Origin of the sequence: Solibacillus sp. FSL W7-1464 (genome assembly GCF_038004425.1) — a bacterium.
Classification (GTDB): Bacteria; Bacillota; Bacilli; order Bacillales_A; family Planococcaceae; genus Solibacillus.
In genome coordinates this window covers 2,992,369-3,008,101 of the sequence record NZ_JBBORC010000001.1, presented here as the reverse complement: position 1 = coordinate 3,008,101, position 15,733 = coordinate 2,992,369, and the positions used below count along the sequence as shown (strand labels likewise).

Annotated in this window: 17 protein-coding genes; 12 read left to right on the top strand and 5 right to left on the bottom strand. The window is 40.5% G+C overall.

Going from position 1 to position 15,733, the window contains the following annotated elements; all coding sequences use genetic code 11:
- The first annotated feature begins 1 nt into the window (after window position 1).
- The 6 genes from MKZ25_RS14985 (at window position 2) to MKZ25_RS14960 (ending at window position 5,720) form a co-directional block, all read left to right on the top strand.
- On the top strand, window positions 2–1,036 hold the full coding sequence (locus MKZ25_RS14985) for a FecCD family ABC transporter permease (protein ID WP_340802193.1): 1,035 nt from the start codon (window positions 2–4) through the stop codon (window positions 1,034–1,036).
- A complete protein-coding gene (locus MKZ25_RS14980) occupies window positions 1,033–2,064 on the top strand; it encodes a FecCD family ABC transporter permease (RefSeq protein WP_340802192.1) in 1,032 nt (343 codons plus the stop codon). Before MKZ25_RS14985 ends, MKZ25_RS14980 begins: the two co-directional genes overlap by 4 nt.
- The gene (locus MKZ25_RS14975; protein ID WP_340802191.1) at window positions 2,064–2,879 is read left to right on the top strand and encodes an ABC transporter ATP-binding protein; all 816 of its coding nucleotides are present in this window, start codon (window positions 2,064–2,066) and stop codon (window positions 2,877–2,879) included. The genes MKZ25_RS14980 and MKZ25_RS14975 overlap by 1 nt, the downstream gene beginning before the upstream one ends.
- Window positions 2,880–2,961: 82 nt before the next feature.
- Entirely contained in the window at window positions 2,962–4,020 is a 1,059-nt protein-coding gene (locus MKZ25_RS14970) for an NAD(P)/FAD-dependent oxidoreductase (protein WP_340802190.1), read from the top strand.
- Between the two features lie 55 nt (window positions 4,021–4,075).
- A complete protein-coding gene (locus MKZ25_RS14965; RefSeq protein ID WP_340802188.1) occupies window positions 4,076–5,161 on the top strand; it encodes a hypothetical protein in 1,086 nt (361 codons plus the stop codon).
- Between the two features lie 58 nt (window positions 5,162–5,219).
- The gene (locus MKZ25_RS14960; protein ID WP_340716126.1) at window positions 5,220–5,720 is read left to right on the top strand and encodes a GNAT family N-acetyltransferase; all 501 of its coding nucleotides are present in this window, start codon (window positions 5,220–5,222) and stop codon (window positions 5,718–5,720) included.
- A gap of 44 nt (window positions 5,721–5,764) precedes the next feature.
- Here MKZ25_RS14960 and MKZ25_RS14955 read toward each other — a convergent pair whose 3' ends face one another.
- The 3 genes from MKZ25_RS14955 to MKZ25_RS14945 form a co-directional block, all read right to left on the bottom strand.
- Window positions 5,765–7,486, bottom strand: coding sequence for an ABC transporter permease (locus MKZ25_RS14955; protein ID WP_340716125.1), 1,722 nt, complete (start codon window positions 7,484–7,486; stop codon window positions 5,765–5,767).
- Between the two features lie 15 nt (window positions 7,487–7,501).
- Window positions 7,502–8,572 (bottom strand): ABC transporter ATP-binding protein, encoded by a 1,071-nt coding sequence (locus tag MKZ25_RS14950; protein WP_339195622.1) that lies wholly within the window; start codon window positions 8,570–8,572, stop codon window positions 7,502–7,504.
- A 74-nt stretch (window positions 8,573–8,646) separates the two neighbouring features.
- A complete protein-coding gene (locus MKZ25_RS14945) occupies window positions 8,647–9,735 on the bottom strand; it encodes an extracellular solute-binding protein (RefSeq protein WP_340716124.1) in 1,089 nt (362 codons plus the stop codon).
- Window positions 9,736–10,086: 351 nt separating this feature from the next.
- On the opposite strand from MKZ25_RS14945, the gene MKZ25_RS14940 reads away from it, so the two are divergent.
- Window positions 10,087–10,494: a pyridoxamine 5'-phosphate oxidase family protein gene (locus MKZ25_RS14940; protein WP_340716123.1), complete on the top strand. Its 408-nt coding sequence runs from the start codon at window positions 10,087–10,089 to the stop codon at window positions 10,492–10,494.
- A 13-nt stretch (window positions 10,495–10,507) separates the two neighbouring features.
- A complete protein-coding gene (locus MKZ25_RS14935) occupies window positions 10,508–10,912 on the top strand; it encodes a pyridoxamine 5'-phosphate oxidase family protein (RefSeq protein ID WP_340802187.1) in 405 nt (134 codons plus the stop codon).
- Window positions 10,913–11,164: 252 nt separating this feature from the next.
- On the opposite strand, the gene MKZ25_RS14930 is transcribed toward MKZ25_RS14935, so the two are convergent.
- Window positions 11,165–11,653, bottom strand: a complete 489-nt coding sequence (locus tag MKZ25_RS14930) for a hypothetical protein (protein ID WP_340802186.1) — start codon at window positions 11,651–11,653, stop codon at window positions 11,165–11,167.
- A 268-nt stretch (window positions 11,654–11,921) separates the two neighbouring features.
- Between MKZ25_RS14930 and MKZ25_RS14925 the strand changes: the two genes are divergently transcribed.
- The 4 genes from MKZ25_RS14925 to MKZ25_RS14910 all read left to right on the top strand — a co-directional run bounded on the left by MKZ25_RS14925 (window position 11,922) and on the right by MKZ25_RS14910 (window position 15,406).
- Window positions 11,922–12,392 carry a Fe-S oxidoreductase gene (locus tag MKZ25_RS14925; RefSeq protein WP_340716120.1) on the top strand — a complete coding sequence of 157 codons (471 nt, stop codon included), beginning with the start codon at window positions 11,922–11,924 and terminating at the stop codon, window positions 12,390–12,392.
- Between the two features lie 275 nt (window positions 12,393–12,667).
- Entirely contained in the window at window positions 12,668–13,996 is a 1,329-nt protein-coding gene (locus tag MKZ25_RS14920) for a hemolysin family protein (RefSeq protein WP_340716119.1), read from the top strand.
- A gap of 56 nt (window positions 13,997–14,052) precedes the next feature.
- Window positions 14,053–15,120: a hemolysin family protein gene (locus tag MKZ25_RS14915; protein ID WP_340802185.1), complete on the top strand. Its 1,068-nt coding sequence runs from the start codon at window positions 14,053–14,055 to the stop codon at window positions 15,118–15,120.
- A 127-nt stretch (window positions 15,121–15,247) separates the two neighbouring features.
- Window positions 15,248–15,406 carry a hypothetical protein gene (locus tag MKZ25_RS14910; RefSeq protein ID WP_340802184.1) on the top strand — a complete coding sequence of 53 codons (159 nt, stop codon included), beginning with the start codon at window positions 15,248–15,250 and terminating at the stop codon, window positions 15,404–15,406.
- 34 nt (window positions 15,407–15,440) lie between these two features.
- Here the strand turns inward: MKZ25_RS14910 and MKZ25_RS14905 are convergent, their stop codons facing one another.
- The gene (locus MKZ25_RS14905; RefSeq protein WP_340802183.1) at window positions 15,441–15,650 is read right to left on the bottom strand and encodes a hypothetical protein; all 210 of its coding nucleotides are present in this window, start codon (window positions 15,648–15,650) and stop codon (window positions 15,441–15,443) included.
- Window positions 15,651–15,733 lie beyond the last annotated feature (83 nt).

Below are 15,733 nucleotides of genomic sequence, written 5' to 3'. Positions count from 1 at the left end.
TATGAAAAGTACATCCGTTTTAGAAAAGAAGCAAATTATGATGCCGCGAAATTTTATCAAAGTATTATTACTTTTGATAATTTTACTCGGGCTATGTATACTAGCATCACTTGTATTTGGTTCGCGGATGATAGGCTGGACAGATCTTCTGAATGGGTTATTCCATTCAGAGGCTCAGTCTCATGAAGCGAACGTCGTAAGGCAGCGTGTAGTAAGAACGATTTTCTGTTTACTATGCGGCGCAGCATTAGGTGTTTCCGGAGCGCTTATGCAATCGGTGACACGAAACCCGATTGCCGATCCAAGTATATTAGGTGTCAATACAGGGGCATCCCTTTTCGTCGTTTGCGGCATTGCCTTTTTGAATATCAGTTCAGCAAATCAGTATATTTGGCTTGCGATAGCGGGAGCTTTTATTACCGCTATTTTTGTATTCGGGATTGGTTCAATGGGGAAAGGTGGCGCGACGCCATTAAAGCTCGTGTTGGCAGGTGCAGCTACGAGTGCAATTTTATCATCACTTGTCGTGGCGATCATGATACCAAGAACGAATGTTATGGATCAGTTCAGATTTTGGCAGGTCGGAAGTGTCGGTTCCGGCAGCTGGGATACAATTACGTTATTTATTCCTTTTATAGCAGTAGGACTATTTATTGCCTTCATTACAGCTCCGGCATTAAATGCGATGGCATTAGGTGATGATGTTGCGACAGGGCTGGGTGTACGCACAGGTACTGTAAGAATTGCAGCGGCATTAGGTGGCGTATTATTATGTGGTGCTGCAACGGCATTGGCAGGTCCAATCGGCTTTATTGGTTTATTAGCTACACATATCGTACGTCTCGTAGTCGGTCCTGATCTACGTTATATTATCCCGATGTCAGCATTGTCGGGGGCGATTATTTTAACCTTTTCCGATGTGATCGGTAGGGTTCTTGGCAGTCCAAGTGAGCTCGAAGTTGGAATTGTCACGGCCTTTATAGGTGCGCCGATTTTAATTTTAATTACGATGAAAGCGAAAATGCGTGCAATATGATGAATGAAACGATGAAGATGATTAAGACGTCAAGATTAAAAAGAAAACGCCGGTTTATACTGATGACTTCCTTGATGGCCATCATTTCGCTAGTACTTTGCGGTTTGATGCTTATGCTCGGCAACACGATTTATCCGGTACAGGATGTCATAAAGGTTTTATTAGGTGAACAAGTGAAGGGAGCATCCTTTGCGGTAAATACAATTCGTTTTCCAAGAATGGTGGCCGGTTTGTTTGCAGGCTTTGCATTTGGTGTCGGGGGCTATATTTTCCAGACGATGCTGCGCAACCCGCTTGCAAATCCAAATGTAATCGGAATTACAACAGGTTCAAGTGCGGCAGCTGTATTTTGCATCATTGTATTAAATGCAAGCAATACGGTCGTATCCATCGCTGCTGTAATCGGAGGTCTTGCAACAGCTATCTTTATCTATCTGCTGGCAAAAGGCACATCCTTTTCGATTGGTCGACTTATTTTAATCGGTATCGGCATTCAGGCGATGCTGACGGCCTTTATCAACTATTTAATGCTCATCGGGGATACACATGATATTCCGGCTGCAATGAGATGGCTGAGCGGTAGTTTAAACGGTGCAAAATTAACGAACTTATACCCGCTAATTCTTATCGTGTGTATTTGCACTCCGATTTTAATGTATTTTGCAAAGCGTCTGGAAATGCTGGAACTTGGTGAACAGGCGGCAACATCTCTAGGCATCAATACAAATCAAACGAGAGTCATCCTTATTATTACGTCGGTGCTCATGATTGCATTGGCGACTGCTGCAACCGGTCCGATTGCCTTTATTTCCTTTTTGGCAGGTCCCATCGCAAAAAAATTAGTAGGTGTCGGATTTTCAGGTCTTATTCCTGCAGGTTTAATCGGGGTCATTTTAGTATTGGCGGCAGATCTTATCGGACAGTTTGCTTTTGAGACACGCTATCCAGTAGGGGTCATTACAGGGATAATCGGTGCACCATACTTAATTTATTTATTAATCCGTATTAATCGGAAAGGAGATTTATGATGAAATCGACACATACATTCCAAACGGAAAATCTTGTTGCAGGCTATGACAACAAAGCGATTTTACAAGGTGTTAGTCTAGCGATTCCAAGCAATAAAATCAGCATTATTATCGGTTCGAATGGCTGTGGAAAATCGACACTCTTAAAAACGATGGCACGATTAATCAAGCCAATCTCCGGCCAAGTATTGTTGGATGATAAATCGATTAACAAAATCCCGCCGAAGCAGCTTGCACGTGTTTTAGGACTTCTTCCACAATCACCGATCGTACCTGAAGGCATCACAGTTGCTGACTTAGTTGGCAGGGGCCGGTTTCCACATCAGAGCTTTTTAAAAGGCTGGTCAACTGAGGATTATGAAGCGGTAGCAGAAGCGATGGAAATGATGAACATAACGGAACTTGCCGACAGTCATATCGATGAGCTGTCAGGAGGGCAAAGACAACGTGTATGGATTGCCATGGCACTTGCACAGCAAACCGACATCTTGTTTTTGGACGAACCGACTACATACTTGGATATTACGTACCAAGTGGAGATTTTGGACTTATTGACGGATTTAAATCGTAAGCACGGCACGACAATTGTGATGGTGCTCCATGATATTAATTTATCCGCCCGCTATGCCGACTATATTTTTGCTTTATATAAAGGTCGACTTGTTTCGGAGGGAACACCAGCAAACGTAATTACGAGTGAATTGATCAAAGAGATATTTAATTTAAACTGTGTTGTCACTCAAGATCCTGTTTCGGATTCGCCTTCTGTTGTACCAATCGGAAGACATCATTCGAAATCCGGAATGCTCGTTTAGCTGCAACTTAGTCAATGGAATCCGGCTGTAATTTCGCGAAAAGCGTAATTGCCCGATAAATGAAATGAATGGAGTGTTTCGAATGAACGATATTTATGATGTAACGATAATTGGCGGTGGTCCTAGCGGATTATACAGTGCGTTCTATGCAGGGTTGAGAGAATTAAAAACGAAAATTATTGAATTTCAGCCGACGCTCGGCGGGAAGCTTCACGTTTATCCTGAAAAAATCATTTGGGATATCGGCGGTATGCCTCCAACACCCGCGCAGCAGGTTATTGAAAATCTCATCAAACAGGGACTGACATTTAAGCCAACCGTATGTCTAAATACAAAAGTCGATTTCATCACAAAAAAAGAAGATTTATTTGTGATTGAGACAGGTTCAGGCGAAAAACACTATTCGAAAAAAGTGATCGTGGCAGTAGGCGGAGGCATTATTAGCCCGATTAAATTGCATATTGAAGGTGCGGAAAAGTATGAAGTATCGAACTTGCATTATACAATTCGAGGCATTCAAAGCTTTAAGGACAAGTCACTGCTAATTTCAGGCGGCGGCAACTCGGCGATTGACTGGGCAAAGGATCTGATTGGTATTGCCAAACAGATTACCGTCATTTACAGAGGCGAAAAGCTGTCTGCGCACGAAGCGCAAATCCGGCATTTACAGGATAATGGCGTCCCGATCATTACAAATACTCAGATTAAAACACTTGTAGCGAACGAAACGAAGACGAAAATAGAAGAAGTCATTTTGGAAAACGTCGTAACAAAGGAAACATCGGAAATCGTGGTGGATGATGTCCTTGTAAACCACGGCTATGACCGGGATTCTTCATTTTCTTTTGATGCGGCACTTGCTCCGGAAAAAGATCAGGACTATGACTATTATTATTTGACGGACGGGAAAGGGCTGACATCGGTTGACGGGATTTATGCTGTTGGCGATATTTCCAAATATGATAACAAAGTATATTTAATTACCGGAACATTCCAGGATGCGGTCAATGCGATCAACGCCATCAAAATTAGCCTTGAACCGGCAGCAGATCAGTACGCAAAAGTTTCTTCGCATAATGAAGTATTCGAAAAACGCAACCGTGAACTGATGAAGGACATGCTCGTGAATACGGATAAATAGAATAATTACTGCGCAGAAGTTTCCTGAACTTCTGCGCTTTTTTATAGAGGATGGAATGGGAACAATCGTTTATAATGGAAGTATTATGGAAATGTATGCAATACGTGAAAGGAAGGGGATTGCGATGGTTTTTCAAAGAGTGGTTGATTATAAATGGTTCCTGATCGCTAGTGTCATTTTACTGGTCAATATGGTTGTTTATCAGTTGTCGTTTGTTTCCGCACTTTCAGAGGAGCAAGCCCGCGGAATGGTCATCGGTTCGCTAATTGACTGTGCAGTGGTGGCACCTGCGCTTCTTTTGCTGCAAAAACGAAAATGGGCTGTCAAAAATTTTGTTGTCTTTGTGGCAGCGGGTATTTTATTTGCTCGATTAGTCATCCCTAATGGATTGATGGAGCCTTTTCGTTTTATAACTTTTTCTGCAATCGCTGTAGAAGTTGGATTGGTTTTTGTAGAATTAATCATTTTATTTGTTTTCATAAAATATTTACCGAGCATCATTCGGGCGGTCAAATTAGAGCAGGAGCAACTTATTTTCGCATTTCCTCGCATTGTAGCAGAGAAAGTGAAAGATAACGTATTAATGAGAATACTTTGCCAGGAGATACTTGTTTTTTATTATGCGTTTTGCAGCTGGAAGAAAAAACAGCCGGACGGATATACCGTTCATAAAAATACGATGTATGTACCTGTGCTATTTATGATTTTCCATGCGGCATTATTTGAAGCGATCGCGTTCCATTGGTTTTTCCATGACCGTATGCCGATTCTGGCTTGGGGCCATTCAGTTCTTTCACTTTATGGACTACTATTCTTGCTGGCAGATTCGCGTGCATTAGTACTAAATCCAGTCCGTATTGAAAACGGAAATTTATATCTTTCCAACGGCTTATTGAAACAAACAAAAATTGAGCTGAAAAATATTTCGCAACTGCATACGTCCCTACAAGATGAAAAGATTTATCATTTTAAAGTGTTAGGCAATACAGAGGAACAGCCCGATTTTATTCTTGAGTTGAAAGAATTGCAGACAATTCAAATAGTAGGCGGATTTGAAAAAAAGGCAAAGTATATTGGGGTTTATGCAGATACGCCAGCGCAATTACGTAGCGAAATAGAGTTAGTGATAATAGAGAAATAGTGTAAAAGATTAAGAAACCGGGTATAGATTATAGAACGCAATGTTATGAGGTGAAAAGATGAACATTCGAATATTAGGTTATAAAGATGCAGAACAATATAAACACGTTAGATTACACGGGCTTTTACATTCTCCAACATCATTTAGCTCGTCTTTTGAACATGAGAACAATTATACGGTCCCGGAAATTGAACAGCGTCTTCGTCCGCAAGCCGATATATTTACGCTTGGGGCATTTGAAGAGAACGAGCTGATCGGAATTGCGACATTTAAAAGAGAAACGGGTGCAAAACTGAATCATAAAGGTGTTCTTGTCGGACTCTATGTTATGCCTGAATCCAGAGGAAAAGGCGTAGCGCGGGATATGATAGAAGAACTGTTGCGCCTATTAAGAGAAAATGATGGTCTTGAACAGCTGCATTTAACTGTCGAGTCTACAAATGAACAGGCAATCTCTCTTTACGAATCACTAGGATTTAAGCGATTTGCAAAGGAAGAGCGTGCCCTGAAGGTTGAAGGCAGCTACTATGATCAAGTATGGATGGTAAAAGAGCTATAACGCAAAAAAGTAAAAGCAGTTTTTCTGCTTTTACTTTTTTTGCGTTAAATAGCGCTCCCTGCAGAGCCTTTTGATAAACGTTCTGAAATGATCAGGACAATGAGGATTAAAATGATCTGCAGCACACCATATGCGCATGCTGTACCGAACTTGAAGGCATACAGCTTCTGGAATATGGCAACCGACAGAGGAATCGTTGATGTATTATAAATCAAAATCGATGCGACGAACTCCCCGATACTTTGCACAAAAGCGAGCAATGTCCCGGCTAGAACGCCAGATAAAGTAAGCGGGATGACAATTCTTCTGAATGTATACCACCACGAGGCCCCTAAACTTCGCGAAGCCTCTTCCACGGACTGATCCAACTGCATGAGGGACGCGGATGTTGACCTGAAGACAAGCGGCAAATGCCGGATAAAATACGCAAGCGGTAAAATCCAGAATGAACCGATCAATACTTGATTGAATGTAAATACGCTTTCCGTGGAAAACGCAGCGATTAAGTTAACAGCTACAACTGTACCCGGCAATGCCCACGGGATCGTAATTAGAATATCGAGTGCTGTTTTTCCTTTGAAGCTAAGTCTGACCATCGCATAAGCAGCAGCAACACCGAATATAATATTGCCGACTGTTGCGATGAAGCCCATTTGCAGCGAGTTCCAAATTGGCCGCCATGTGCGTTCATCCGTAAATAGCGCTTTATAATGATCAAGCGTATATTCGGTCGGCAGAATCTGAATTGTCCAGGCACCGTCTTTTGAAAATGAAATTAAAATCAGCACTAAAATCGGCAAGATTAAAATTAGCGTTCCGATGAAGGAAAGTGTAACCGCTAAATACTTCAAAGGCTTCGAGCTCACTTCCGAACGGTGAACACTGATCCCTTTACTTAAATTCTGATAGTTACGTCGGTTTTGATACCAGCGCATAATAAGCAAAAAGGTAATGGACACGAATGATAAAATGGTCGACTGCGTTGCCGCCATATCCAAATTGCCGTTTGTCCGTGATAAATAAATTTGCATCGTCATTGTACGTTCAACCCCGAACATGAGTGGCGCTGTATAGGATGCCATCGACACCATGAAAACGAGGAGGGAAGATGCGATTAAAGATGGGGTAAGCATCGGCAAAATAATCTTCCGCCAAACGCGTATCCTGCTTGCTCCCAGGCTGGTTGCGGCTTCTTCCAAAGAAGGATCAAGCCCTTTAATAGCTGCAGAAGCGGTCAAATAGAAGTACGTATACATCGTAAACGTATGAACAACAATGACACCCCAAATCCCTTTTAATGCAAACGGAACATCTTCCAATTGAAACATCTGCTGGAATAAGCGCGGGAAGATGCCGCTTTCACCATATAAAAATGTAAAGGATAAAACTCCGACCAAGGGGGGCAATGCCATCGGGACAAGTACTAAAACAGAGAGAAGACGGCGACCCGGAAAGTCATAGCGTTCCAGTAAAAAGGCCATCATGACCCCGACAACAGCACAGCAGATGACACTGATGATCGATATATAAAAGCTGTTCCAAAGTGCCTCCAGATTGGCTGTACTTTCTAAACTGAAAAACTTCTGATAGTTTGCCAGCTGATTGTCTCCGGCAAAACTCTGAATAAACGTTGAGTAAAATGGATAAATAACATAGGCAAACAATATTAAAAACAGCGGGGAGATAAGAATATAGACAAAATAGCGTGATTGTGTAAGACGAGACCACCAACTCGCTTCGTATGTGTCAACGGATTTTTTGCTCATTGTGTGCCTCCTCTCTTATTCTCCTAGGAAATAAATATTTTGTTTCGGGATATGTAGTTCAATCATATCGCCAGCTTGCAGTATTGCAGTACCCCGACTAATAATCATTGCTTTTAATGTAGTATCATTCCATTTGATAAAGTAATTTACGCTGATTCCGGTAAATTCGATCAGCTCGACGATACCTGTAACGGTGTTTTCACCAGGACCGCTTTCAAATGCTTCAGGACGGACGGATACATAAATTTCGTCTCCGATTGCTACTTGAAGACCCGCTGCCAAGTTTTCTGTCAGGCCTTGCAGTTCAAGTCCTTTATCATTTGTAACGGTAATCATATTGTCTTCAATCGATTTTACTTTCATCGTAAGCAAGTTTGTCTCTCCGATAAAAGTAGCGACAAAGCGGTTGTTTGGCCGATGGTAAATTTCCTGTGGCGTACCGATTTGTTTGACGACGCCATGCTCCATTACCATAATCCGGTCGGACATTGCCATCGCCTCAGTCTGGTCATGGGTAACGTAAATTGTCGTCACACCCAGTTCCGACTGAATCCGTTTGATTTCAATCCGCGTTTCCTCACGTAATTTTGCATCCAAATTGGATAATGGCTCATCCAGAAGCAAAATGTCAGGTTCAATGACAAGCGCACGTGCCAAAGCAACACGCTGCTGCTGACCACCCGATAATTCATTGATTTTGCGTGAGCCATATGGACCTAGATGAACAAGCTCGCGTATCCGGTCAACCTTTTCTTTGATCGTTTTTCTATCATATTTCCGGATCTCCAGACCGAATGCAATATTTTCATTGACTGTCATATGCGGGAAGAGTGCATAGTTTTGAAACACCATTCCAATATTCCGTTTATTAGGCTGCAATGTTGTGACATCCTGATTGTCAAAGTAAATTTTACCTTGAGAAGGGTAGTAAAATCCGGCAATCATCCGTAATGTTGTTGTTTTGCCACACCCACTCGGACCTAGAAATGTAAAAAATTCACCCGATTTTATATCCAGCTCTAAATCTTTGACGCTCACGACATCACCGAATTTTTTTGAAACGTCGTTAATACGAACAGCTTTCATCCAATCCAACTCCCTTCATACCGACAAATTAGGAAAAGAAAGACCTCTTGATTCAGAGGTCTGTCATATAACTACTATTTGCCTTTTCCTTTAATATTTGTATCCCAATACTCCATCCATTCCGCTTCTTTATCGGCCATTACTTGCCAATCGATATCCAATGGTTTTAAATCCAAGTCTTTATACCAGTCCGGCATTGCATCCGCCGCAATATCCGTACGTGTTGGAATTTGGTAATACTCTTTAGAAAGCTCTACCATTGTCTCCTGATCGAACAGGAATTCCATAAATAATTTAGCGTTCGCTTCATTTTTAGCATTGTTTACGATACCTACTGCATCGACTAAGATCGGTGCACCGCTTTCCGGATAAATAAAATCAAACGTGTAATCCGTTGTATGCTTTTTCAGTAAAATATCTTGCAGGTTCCATAAAGAAATTGAACCTTCCTGGCGTGCCAGTTTTAAATACAATGCGTTAGGATCCTGTGTATATTCTTTCGTATTCGCATCAAGTTGCATCAGCCAGTCATAGCCTTTTGACGGATCATCGGCACCCTGACGGAAAATCATAGAAGAATAGATTGTGCGCATCGTTCCCGAAGCAAGAACTCCGCGAATTAAAATTTCATCTTTCCACTTCGGATCAAGTAAATCATCCCAATCCTGTGGACCTTCTTCCGGTGACATGACATCACTGTTAATCATAATGACTTCAGGTAACAGCATTTCACCGACCCAGCGATTTTCTTCATCTTTGTGAAGAGGGTCAATGGAATCGACAAATGAAGGATCCCACTGTAAAAGTAAATCTTCATTTGCGGCAACCATCATCGCTGACTGTGTACCGCCCCACCAGAAATCACCTTGCGGATTGGCTTTTTCACCACGCACACGCTCTAAAATCTGCTGTGCACCCATTGTCATATATTCCACTTCGATATCCGGGTAACGCTCATTAAACTTTTCAATAACACCCTGTACCATGTTTTCGTCACGCCCTGTGTAAATGACGAGCTTGCCGGAAGCATTTTCTTCTGTCCCTTCTGTCGTGCCGCTATCGCCTTGAGTTGAATCATTTGTCGTCTCTTCGGAGTCGCCGCACGCAGCCAAAACTAATAAAAGAGCTGTAAGAATAAGAGAAAGCCAAGTAAATCTTTTCATTCAATGTCCTCCTTACATATAGTTTTCATGCAGAATAAAGGATATCTATTCCAATTTCATTTTATCTACAATTTTTTTAATATTCAAACAAATATCCCTATAACTTTTAATTTTTTACAGTTCACATGATTGAGGGAGAGGAATTTTTAATTGAGATTTTCTGAATGGTGGAAGGTTAAAAGGTTATTTGCCAAGTTAAATAGGTGAAAAATTGTTTTATTTAAATTTATTAAGGGAATTATAAAAGCATCAGCACAACAGCGGTTTACCCATTGATTTGGAATTACATACGGTTGGACGTGCTTCTCATCTCACGAATGATGGAACTTAAATTACCGGAGGAGTGAAAATATGAGTAAAAGCAATAAAGAAATTGCATTGCAAATTTTAAATGAAAACAGCATTGGCGTTATGGCCACAAATAATAACGGTGTACCGAACTCACGCTATATGACATTCGACTACGTAGAGTCGAAACTGTATACGGTGGCACAGGAAGATTCGGAAGTAGTGCGTGAAATTACGGAATATGGCGGTACCCATATTTTATTAGGGTATGAAGGCGAAGGAATACTTGAAACGTTTCTGGAGATCGAAGGCAATGCGGCGACAACATTAAATGATGTTGTGAAGCAGCAGCTGCTTGAAAAATATCCGGAGCATGCGGACGGAAACTTTGTGCTAATTCAAGTTACGCCGACACGAATGAGAATTATGAATAAAAACGGAAAAAACCAGGAAGAGATTCAACTATACTAAGGGAGGCAGCGTAATGGAAACACTAAAAGAAAAAGTACTTTCAATTATTAAAGACCATAAAATTGGGACAATGGCTACATTAAATGGACGCCACCCTTATGTCCGCTACATGACATTTACTAATGAAAATTTTACGCTCTATGCGACAACAACCGAAGACTCTCAAAAAGTGTACGATCTGAATGAAAATCCTTATACACATATTTTACTGGGCTATACTAAGGAAGATCTTCATGCCCCGTATTTAGAAATTACAGCAAAATTGAGCGAAGTAAAGGATGATACATTGAAGTTGAAAATCACAAACTTCTTTAAAGATGTTTTTACTTCAGAAGACGGGGATATGGTGACACTTCAATTTGATCCAATCACAATCAAATTAATGAATGATGGTGAACCACAGGAACTGAAGCTGTAACCTTTTAATTTATTTACGAAGTCAGCGAAGCAATGGCGATTATTGTCATTGCTTTTTCTGTTGCTGAAGTTGACCGTGAGATGAAAACAACAGGAAGAGTTTGTCCTGAATTGAGCTATTAGTCGCTCAGCCAATTACACGCTCTGCTATGAAAAAATACAGGTAAGTAAAACAGCAAAGAAGCAGCATAATAAGTAAAAGCTCTTATGGCACAGTAATGAACACTGCCGCATAAGAGCTTTTATATTTAGGTTAGAAGCATTGGAAAGTCAGTATTGAATTTCGGTTAACGGAACTGAATATCCAGCCGAAACGACTCCATCTAAAGCCTAATATGACATTTGGCGCAACGAATGTCGGGAAGAACCAGAAGCTGCTACCGTTTCTTTGCCATATAAACGTATTGCGGTACATACAGCGTCTTATACCACTGGAACCTTGCTGAGAATGGCTAGCGGAAAGTTGCTGCATTTGCGGAGTGAAACTAGGGGGTGGTCCCATTGGCATTTGCGTATTGCCTCCAGGTCCTCCACCAGATCCGCCTCCGGGACTTCCAGGGAAGCCGCCGGGGCCGCCGCCACCTGGGAAACCTCCAGGGAATCCCGGTCCAGATCCGGGGAATCCACCCGGGCTTCCTGGGAAACCTCCTGGGCCTGGTCCTGGTGGGGCTGGGAAAAACTGTTGTTGAAATGGTTGTCCTTCAGGGCTCTCATCAAAGCGTTCAAACGGATTTTGATACAACAAGCATACCTTCTTTCTTCAGTATTCTTTGTAATGTATGTAAATGCAGGTAAGCGCCAATAGGAATTCGCCTATTAATAGTTGAAATACCTTAATGATTAGAATTTTCGCCCAAAGATGGATTTTCTTTAAGATGTTTTATTTCATAAGGAATTAGGGGAAATTGTTAACGTAATCACAATTACTTTATTGAAAGATAGAAGATTTGAAAAATATGCGTAACTGGACTAAAATCACTATGAAGATGAGAAAGAGAAGTGAAATTATAATGAAAAAATATTTGTTTGCTATCATCCTATTATTGTTGGCAGGTTGTAGTAATGGAGAAAGTTCAAAAGTTACATTTACCGAGAAAGAGGCAGTACCATTCGAAATTGTTAAGTATGATGAAAAAATTGCACCGATCTATGAATCACTCGTTCCGCATATTGCCTATGCAAATACACAAGGACAATTTGAATCACTGCAAGGCCGATTTGATGTAGACAATTTCACAATTGATATGGATAAGTATATGGCCGTATTTATTGTCACTTATTCGGGCAGCTGTGGTACTTCAGTCGATAATGTTTACGAACATGATAATTACTTGGCGGTTCAATTGATTGACAATGTCGGACAAAAATGTGAAGACGAAGGTATGCCCCATACATTCGTTCTTCAAGTAGAGAAAGATGAGTATGAAAAAGTCCAATTATATAACGGCGAAATTATTAAATCTTCAGTCGATGTTGAATAAATTTATTAAAGGTTTTCAGCTTTGTTTCAATCAAAGCTGAAAACTTTTTTTGTAATTTTATATTTTTGGGCACAATTAATTGTGATTGGACAATAAAAACTATATAATTTTCTTAAACTGTAACGTGATGGTTTTGGGGCAGAAATTCTCTTAAAAGAATTAATAACTTCATCATTATTGTTTGCATGTTCAATAGGATAGTCGGGTACATAAGAGAAAGACCAAATTATTATTAAATCATTTTGGAGGTGAATCCCTCGCGCTGAGGGAAGTAATTGGACGTAAACACCATATTAAACATCATTTTATTAATTATCTTTTTAGGTTTAACCGCATTTTTCGTAGCAGCAGAATTTGCTGTCGTAAAAATCCGTAAATCGCGTATTGATCAATTGATTTTAGAAGGCAATAAAAAAGCGGTCATTGCGAAAAAAGTGGCAGGGGACCTGGATTATTATTTATCAGCCTGTCAGCTTGGAATTACAATTACAGCAATCGGTTTGGGTGCTTTTACGAAGCCGTATGTAAAAGAACTGATGCATCCTGTATTTGACTGGTTAAATGTTTCGGATGTAGTAGCTTCGGCCGCTTCTTATATAATAGCACTTGCCATTGTAAGTTATTTGCATGTTGTCATTGGTGAAATGGCACCAAAAACGTTAGCGATTCAGTTTTCCGAGAAAGTGACATTAATGCTTGCAGGACCGCTTTACTGGTTCGGTAAAATTATGTATCCGTTTATCCAGGCGTTAAACGGCACTTCGCGTTTACTGTTACGAGCAATCGGTGTTAAATCAGCAAGTGAAGAACAGGCCTATTCAGAAGAAGAACTGAAAATCATTATGGCACAAAGTTTTCAGGGCGGCCAAATCGACCAGCAAGAACTGAAATATTTAGAAAATGTATTCGCTTTTGATGAACGGGTTGCAAAAGATATTATGGTGCCAAGAACAGACTTAGTTACAATCGACAAAGATATGAACGCCGAAGAGATTATCCGGATTTTGGATGAACATAACTATACACGCTATCCTATTGTTGAAAATAATGATAAAGACCGCATTATTGGTGTCGTCAACGCAAACAAGCTCCTTAGCTATATCGTTTCAAATCGGACGGTACAGCTTGAGCAGTTTTTAACGAAAGTCCCATTTGTTTTAGGAGTGACGAGTATCCAGGATGCCCTGTTAAAAATGCAAAAGGCAAAAGTGCATATGACGGTTATTATCGATGAATATGGCGGTACAGCCGGTATATTAACGATGGAAGACGTTTTGGAAGAGCTTGTTGGAGAGATTCGGGATGAATTTGACGAAGATGAAGTAGATGATATCCGTAAGTCAGGGGAAAACGAGTATACGATTAATGGACGTGTACTGCTCGATGAACTGGAAGATCGTTTCGGATTTGAGTTTGAGGACAGTGACGAGATTGATACAATCGGGGGCTGGATTCAGCATACGAATATCGATTCGATCAAAAACGGAGAAGAGCTTCAAATCGGTGATGAAATAAAATTCGACGACCATATTTGGGTTATTTCAGATATGGACAATTATCAAATCAAGGAAGTTGTATTAAGACAATATAAACTTCAGCAGTAAATGATCGATACTTTAGATGTCTTGGAGGTGAATCCCTCATATTTCGGGGGAATTAATTGGACAGTATTATAATTATAAATTTAATTTTAATTGCGGTATTTATATTGTTGACAGCCTTTTTCGTTGGAGCCGAGTTCTCGATTTTAAAAGTGCGCATGTCACGGGTTGATCAGCTTATCGCAGAGGGCAATAAAAAAGCCGTCACTGCAAAAAAAGTAACACAGGATCTGGATTATTATTTATCAGCCTGTCAGCTTGGGATTACGATTACAGCGTTAATTCTTGGTGCACTCGGTGAACCGACCGTAGAGAAAATGCTTGAGCCTGTTTTTGAGTATTTCAGCATTCCGGCCGCGGTTGCGACAGCCCTTTCTTATGTAATTGCGTTATCGGTTGTTACTTTTTTACACGTAGTGCTTGGCGAGTTGATGCCAAAAACACTGGCCATCCAATATGCTGAAAAAATGACGCTAATTTTGGCACCGCCGCTATATTGGTTCGGGAAAATTACCGGACCAATTATCTCCGTATTAAACGGATCTGCTCGCGGGTTGCTAAAAATCTTTGGTGTCAAACCTGCCGGCCACGATACAGTTTACTCGGAAGAAGAGCTTAGACTGATTGTGACGCAAAGTTACGAAGGCGGTGAGATCAATCAGACAGAGCTTGCCTATCTGGAAAATATTTTCGCTTTTGATACGCGGAAGCTAAGGGAAGTCATGATTCCGCGCAGTGAAATGATTACAATCGAAAAAACTTATACATTAGAGCAAATTCTTGTTGTAATTGATGAATACGAATTTACACGTTACCCGGTCATTGAGCGTACTAAAAATACAGCAGCTTTTATCGGTTTCATAAACTCTAAGGAGATGCTGACAGATATTGCTGCAGGGCGTACGAATCCTTTCGCTACGTACATTCGTGAGATTCCCCGCTATAAAGAAACGGTAGCGATAAAAGATGTGTTTTTAAAAATGCAGCAATCGCGCAACCATATGGCAATTGTAACGGACGAAAAAGGAATCACAATTGGTCTAGTGACGATGGAAGATATCCTGTCCGAAATTGTGGGAGAAATTGAAGATGAAGATGATGGGGAAATTATCGTTCCCTCAACATAGAAAAAGATCGTAAATGATGGTCGTAACGTCCATTATTTACGGCTTTTTTGCTGTATTGACGAAAGCCCAACAAATAGATTATCAGGAGAATTGTCGTTATAATTGATGGAATAAGGAGTTGAAGAAAATGCAATGTGGGGCAAAATGCTTCCTAGTGGAAATTGAGCATAATGGCGAAAAAAAGCAAGTTCAGGTAAAAGCAAGATCGTCAGTACGTGCCAGAAAAACCGTACGCATTCAATACGAAGACGCCGTAAACATCCTGTCCGTAAAGGAAGAAAAATAAAGGTGAGCAACCAACAATAAGGTTGCTCATTTTTTCATTTGTTTAACTTATTCTGCTTTTCCAGATTTATTTGTTTAACTAAATTGACAATTAACATAATGATTCCGACTGTACAGAATAGAAGACTGACGCTAAATAATACTAGCCATGCTGTTATGTTCCAATTAGTTGTGAAGAAGATGGAACTGATTAATAAAAGGATCCCGATAAATAGTACAAGATAGCCTTTTTTAGATAATGACACTGTAAAACCTCCTTAAATACATATCATAAAAATAACATAATGTCGGCTGACATATCTATTTAAATGGTTCCATTGCTTAATAG

What these genes read in the sequence shown, in the direction of transcription:
- MKZ25_RS14985 (WP_340802193.1), top strand. Translation starts at nt 2, where the DNA reads ATGAAAAGTACATCCGTTTTAGAAAAGAAGCAAATTATGATGCCGCGA.
- MKZ25_RS14980 (WP_340802192.1), top strand. Translation starts at nt 1,033, where the DNA reads ATGATGAATGAAACGATGAAGATGATTAAGACGTCAAGATTAAAAAGA.
- MKZ25_RS14975 (WP_340802191.1), top strand. Translation starts at nt 2,064, where the DNA reads ATGAAATCGACACATACATTCCAAACGGAAAATCTTGTTGCAGGCTAT.
- MKZ25_RS14970 (WP_340802190.1), top strand. Translation starts at nt 2,962, where the DNA reads ATGAACGATATTTATGATGTAACGATAATTGGCGGTGGTCCTAGCGGA.
- MKZ25_RS14965 (WP_340802188.1), top strand. Translation starts at nt 4,076, where the DNA reads ATGGGAACAATCGTTTATAATGGAAGTATTATGGAAATGTATGCAATA.
- MKZ25_RS14960 (WP_340716126.1), top strand. Translation starts at nt 5,220, where the DNA reads ATGAACATTCGAATATTAGGTTATAAAGATGCAGAACAATATAAACAC.
- MKZ25_RS14955 (WP_340716125.1), bottom strand. Translation starts at nt 7,486, where the DNA reads ATGAGCAAAAAATCCGTTGACACATACGAAGCGAGTTGGTGGTCTCGT.
- MKZ25_RS14950 (WP_339195622.1), bottom strand. Translation starts at nt 8,572, where the DNA reads ATGAAAGCTGTTCGTATTAACGACGTTTCAAAAAAATTCGGTGATGTC.
- MKZ25_RS14945 (WP_340716124.1), bottom strand. Translation starts at nt 9,735, where the DNA reads ATGAAAAGATTTACTTGGCTTTCTCTTATTCTTACAGCTCTTTTATTA.
- MKZ25_RS14940 (WP_340716123.1), top strand. Translation starts at nt 10,087, where the DNA reads ATGAGTAAAAGCAATAAAGAAATTGCATTGCAAATTTTAAATGAAAAC.
- MKZ25_RS14935 (WP_340802187.1), top strand. Translation starts at nt 10,508, where the DNA reads ATGGAAACACTAAAAGAAAAAGTACTTTCAATTATTAAAGACCATAAA.
- MKZ25_RS14925 (WP_340716120.1), top strand. Translation starts at nt 11,922, where the DNA reads ATGAAAAAATATTTGTTTGCTATCATCCTATTATTGTTGGCAGGTTGT.
- MKZ25_RS14910 (WP_340802184.1), top strand. Translation starts at nt 15,248, where the DNA reads ATGCAATGTGGGGCAAAATGCTTCCTAGTGGAAATTGAGCATAATGGC.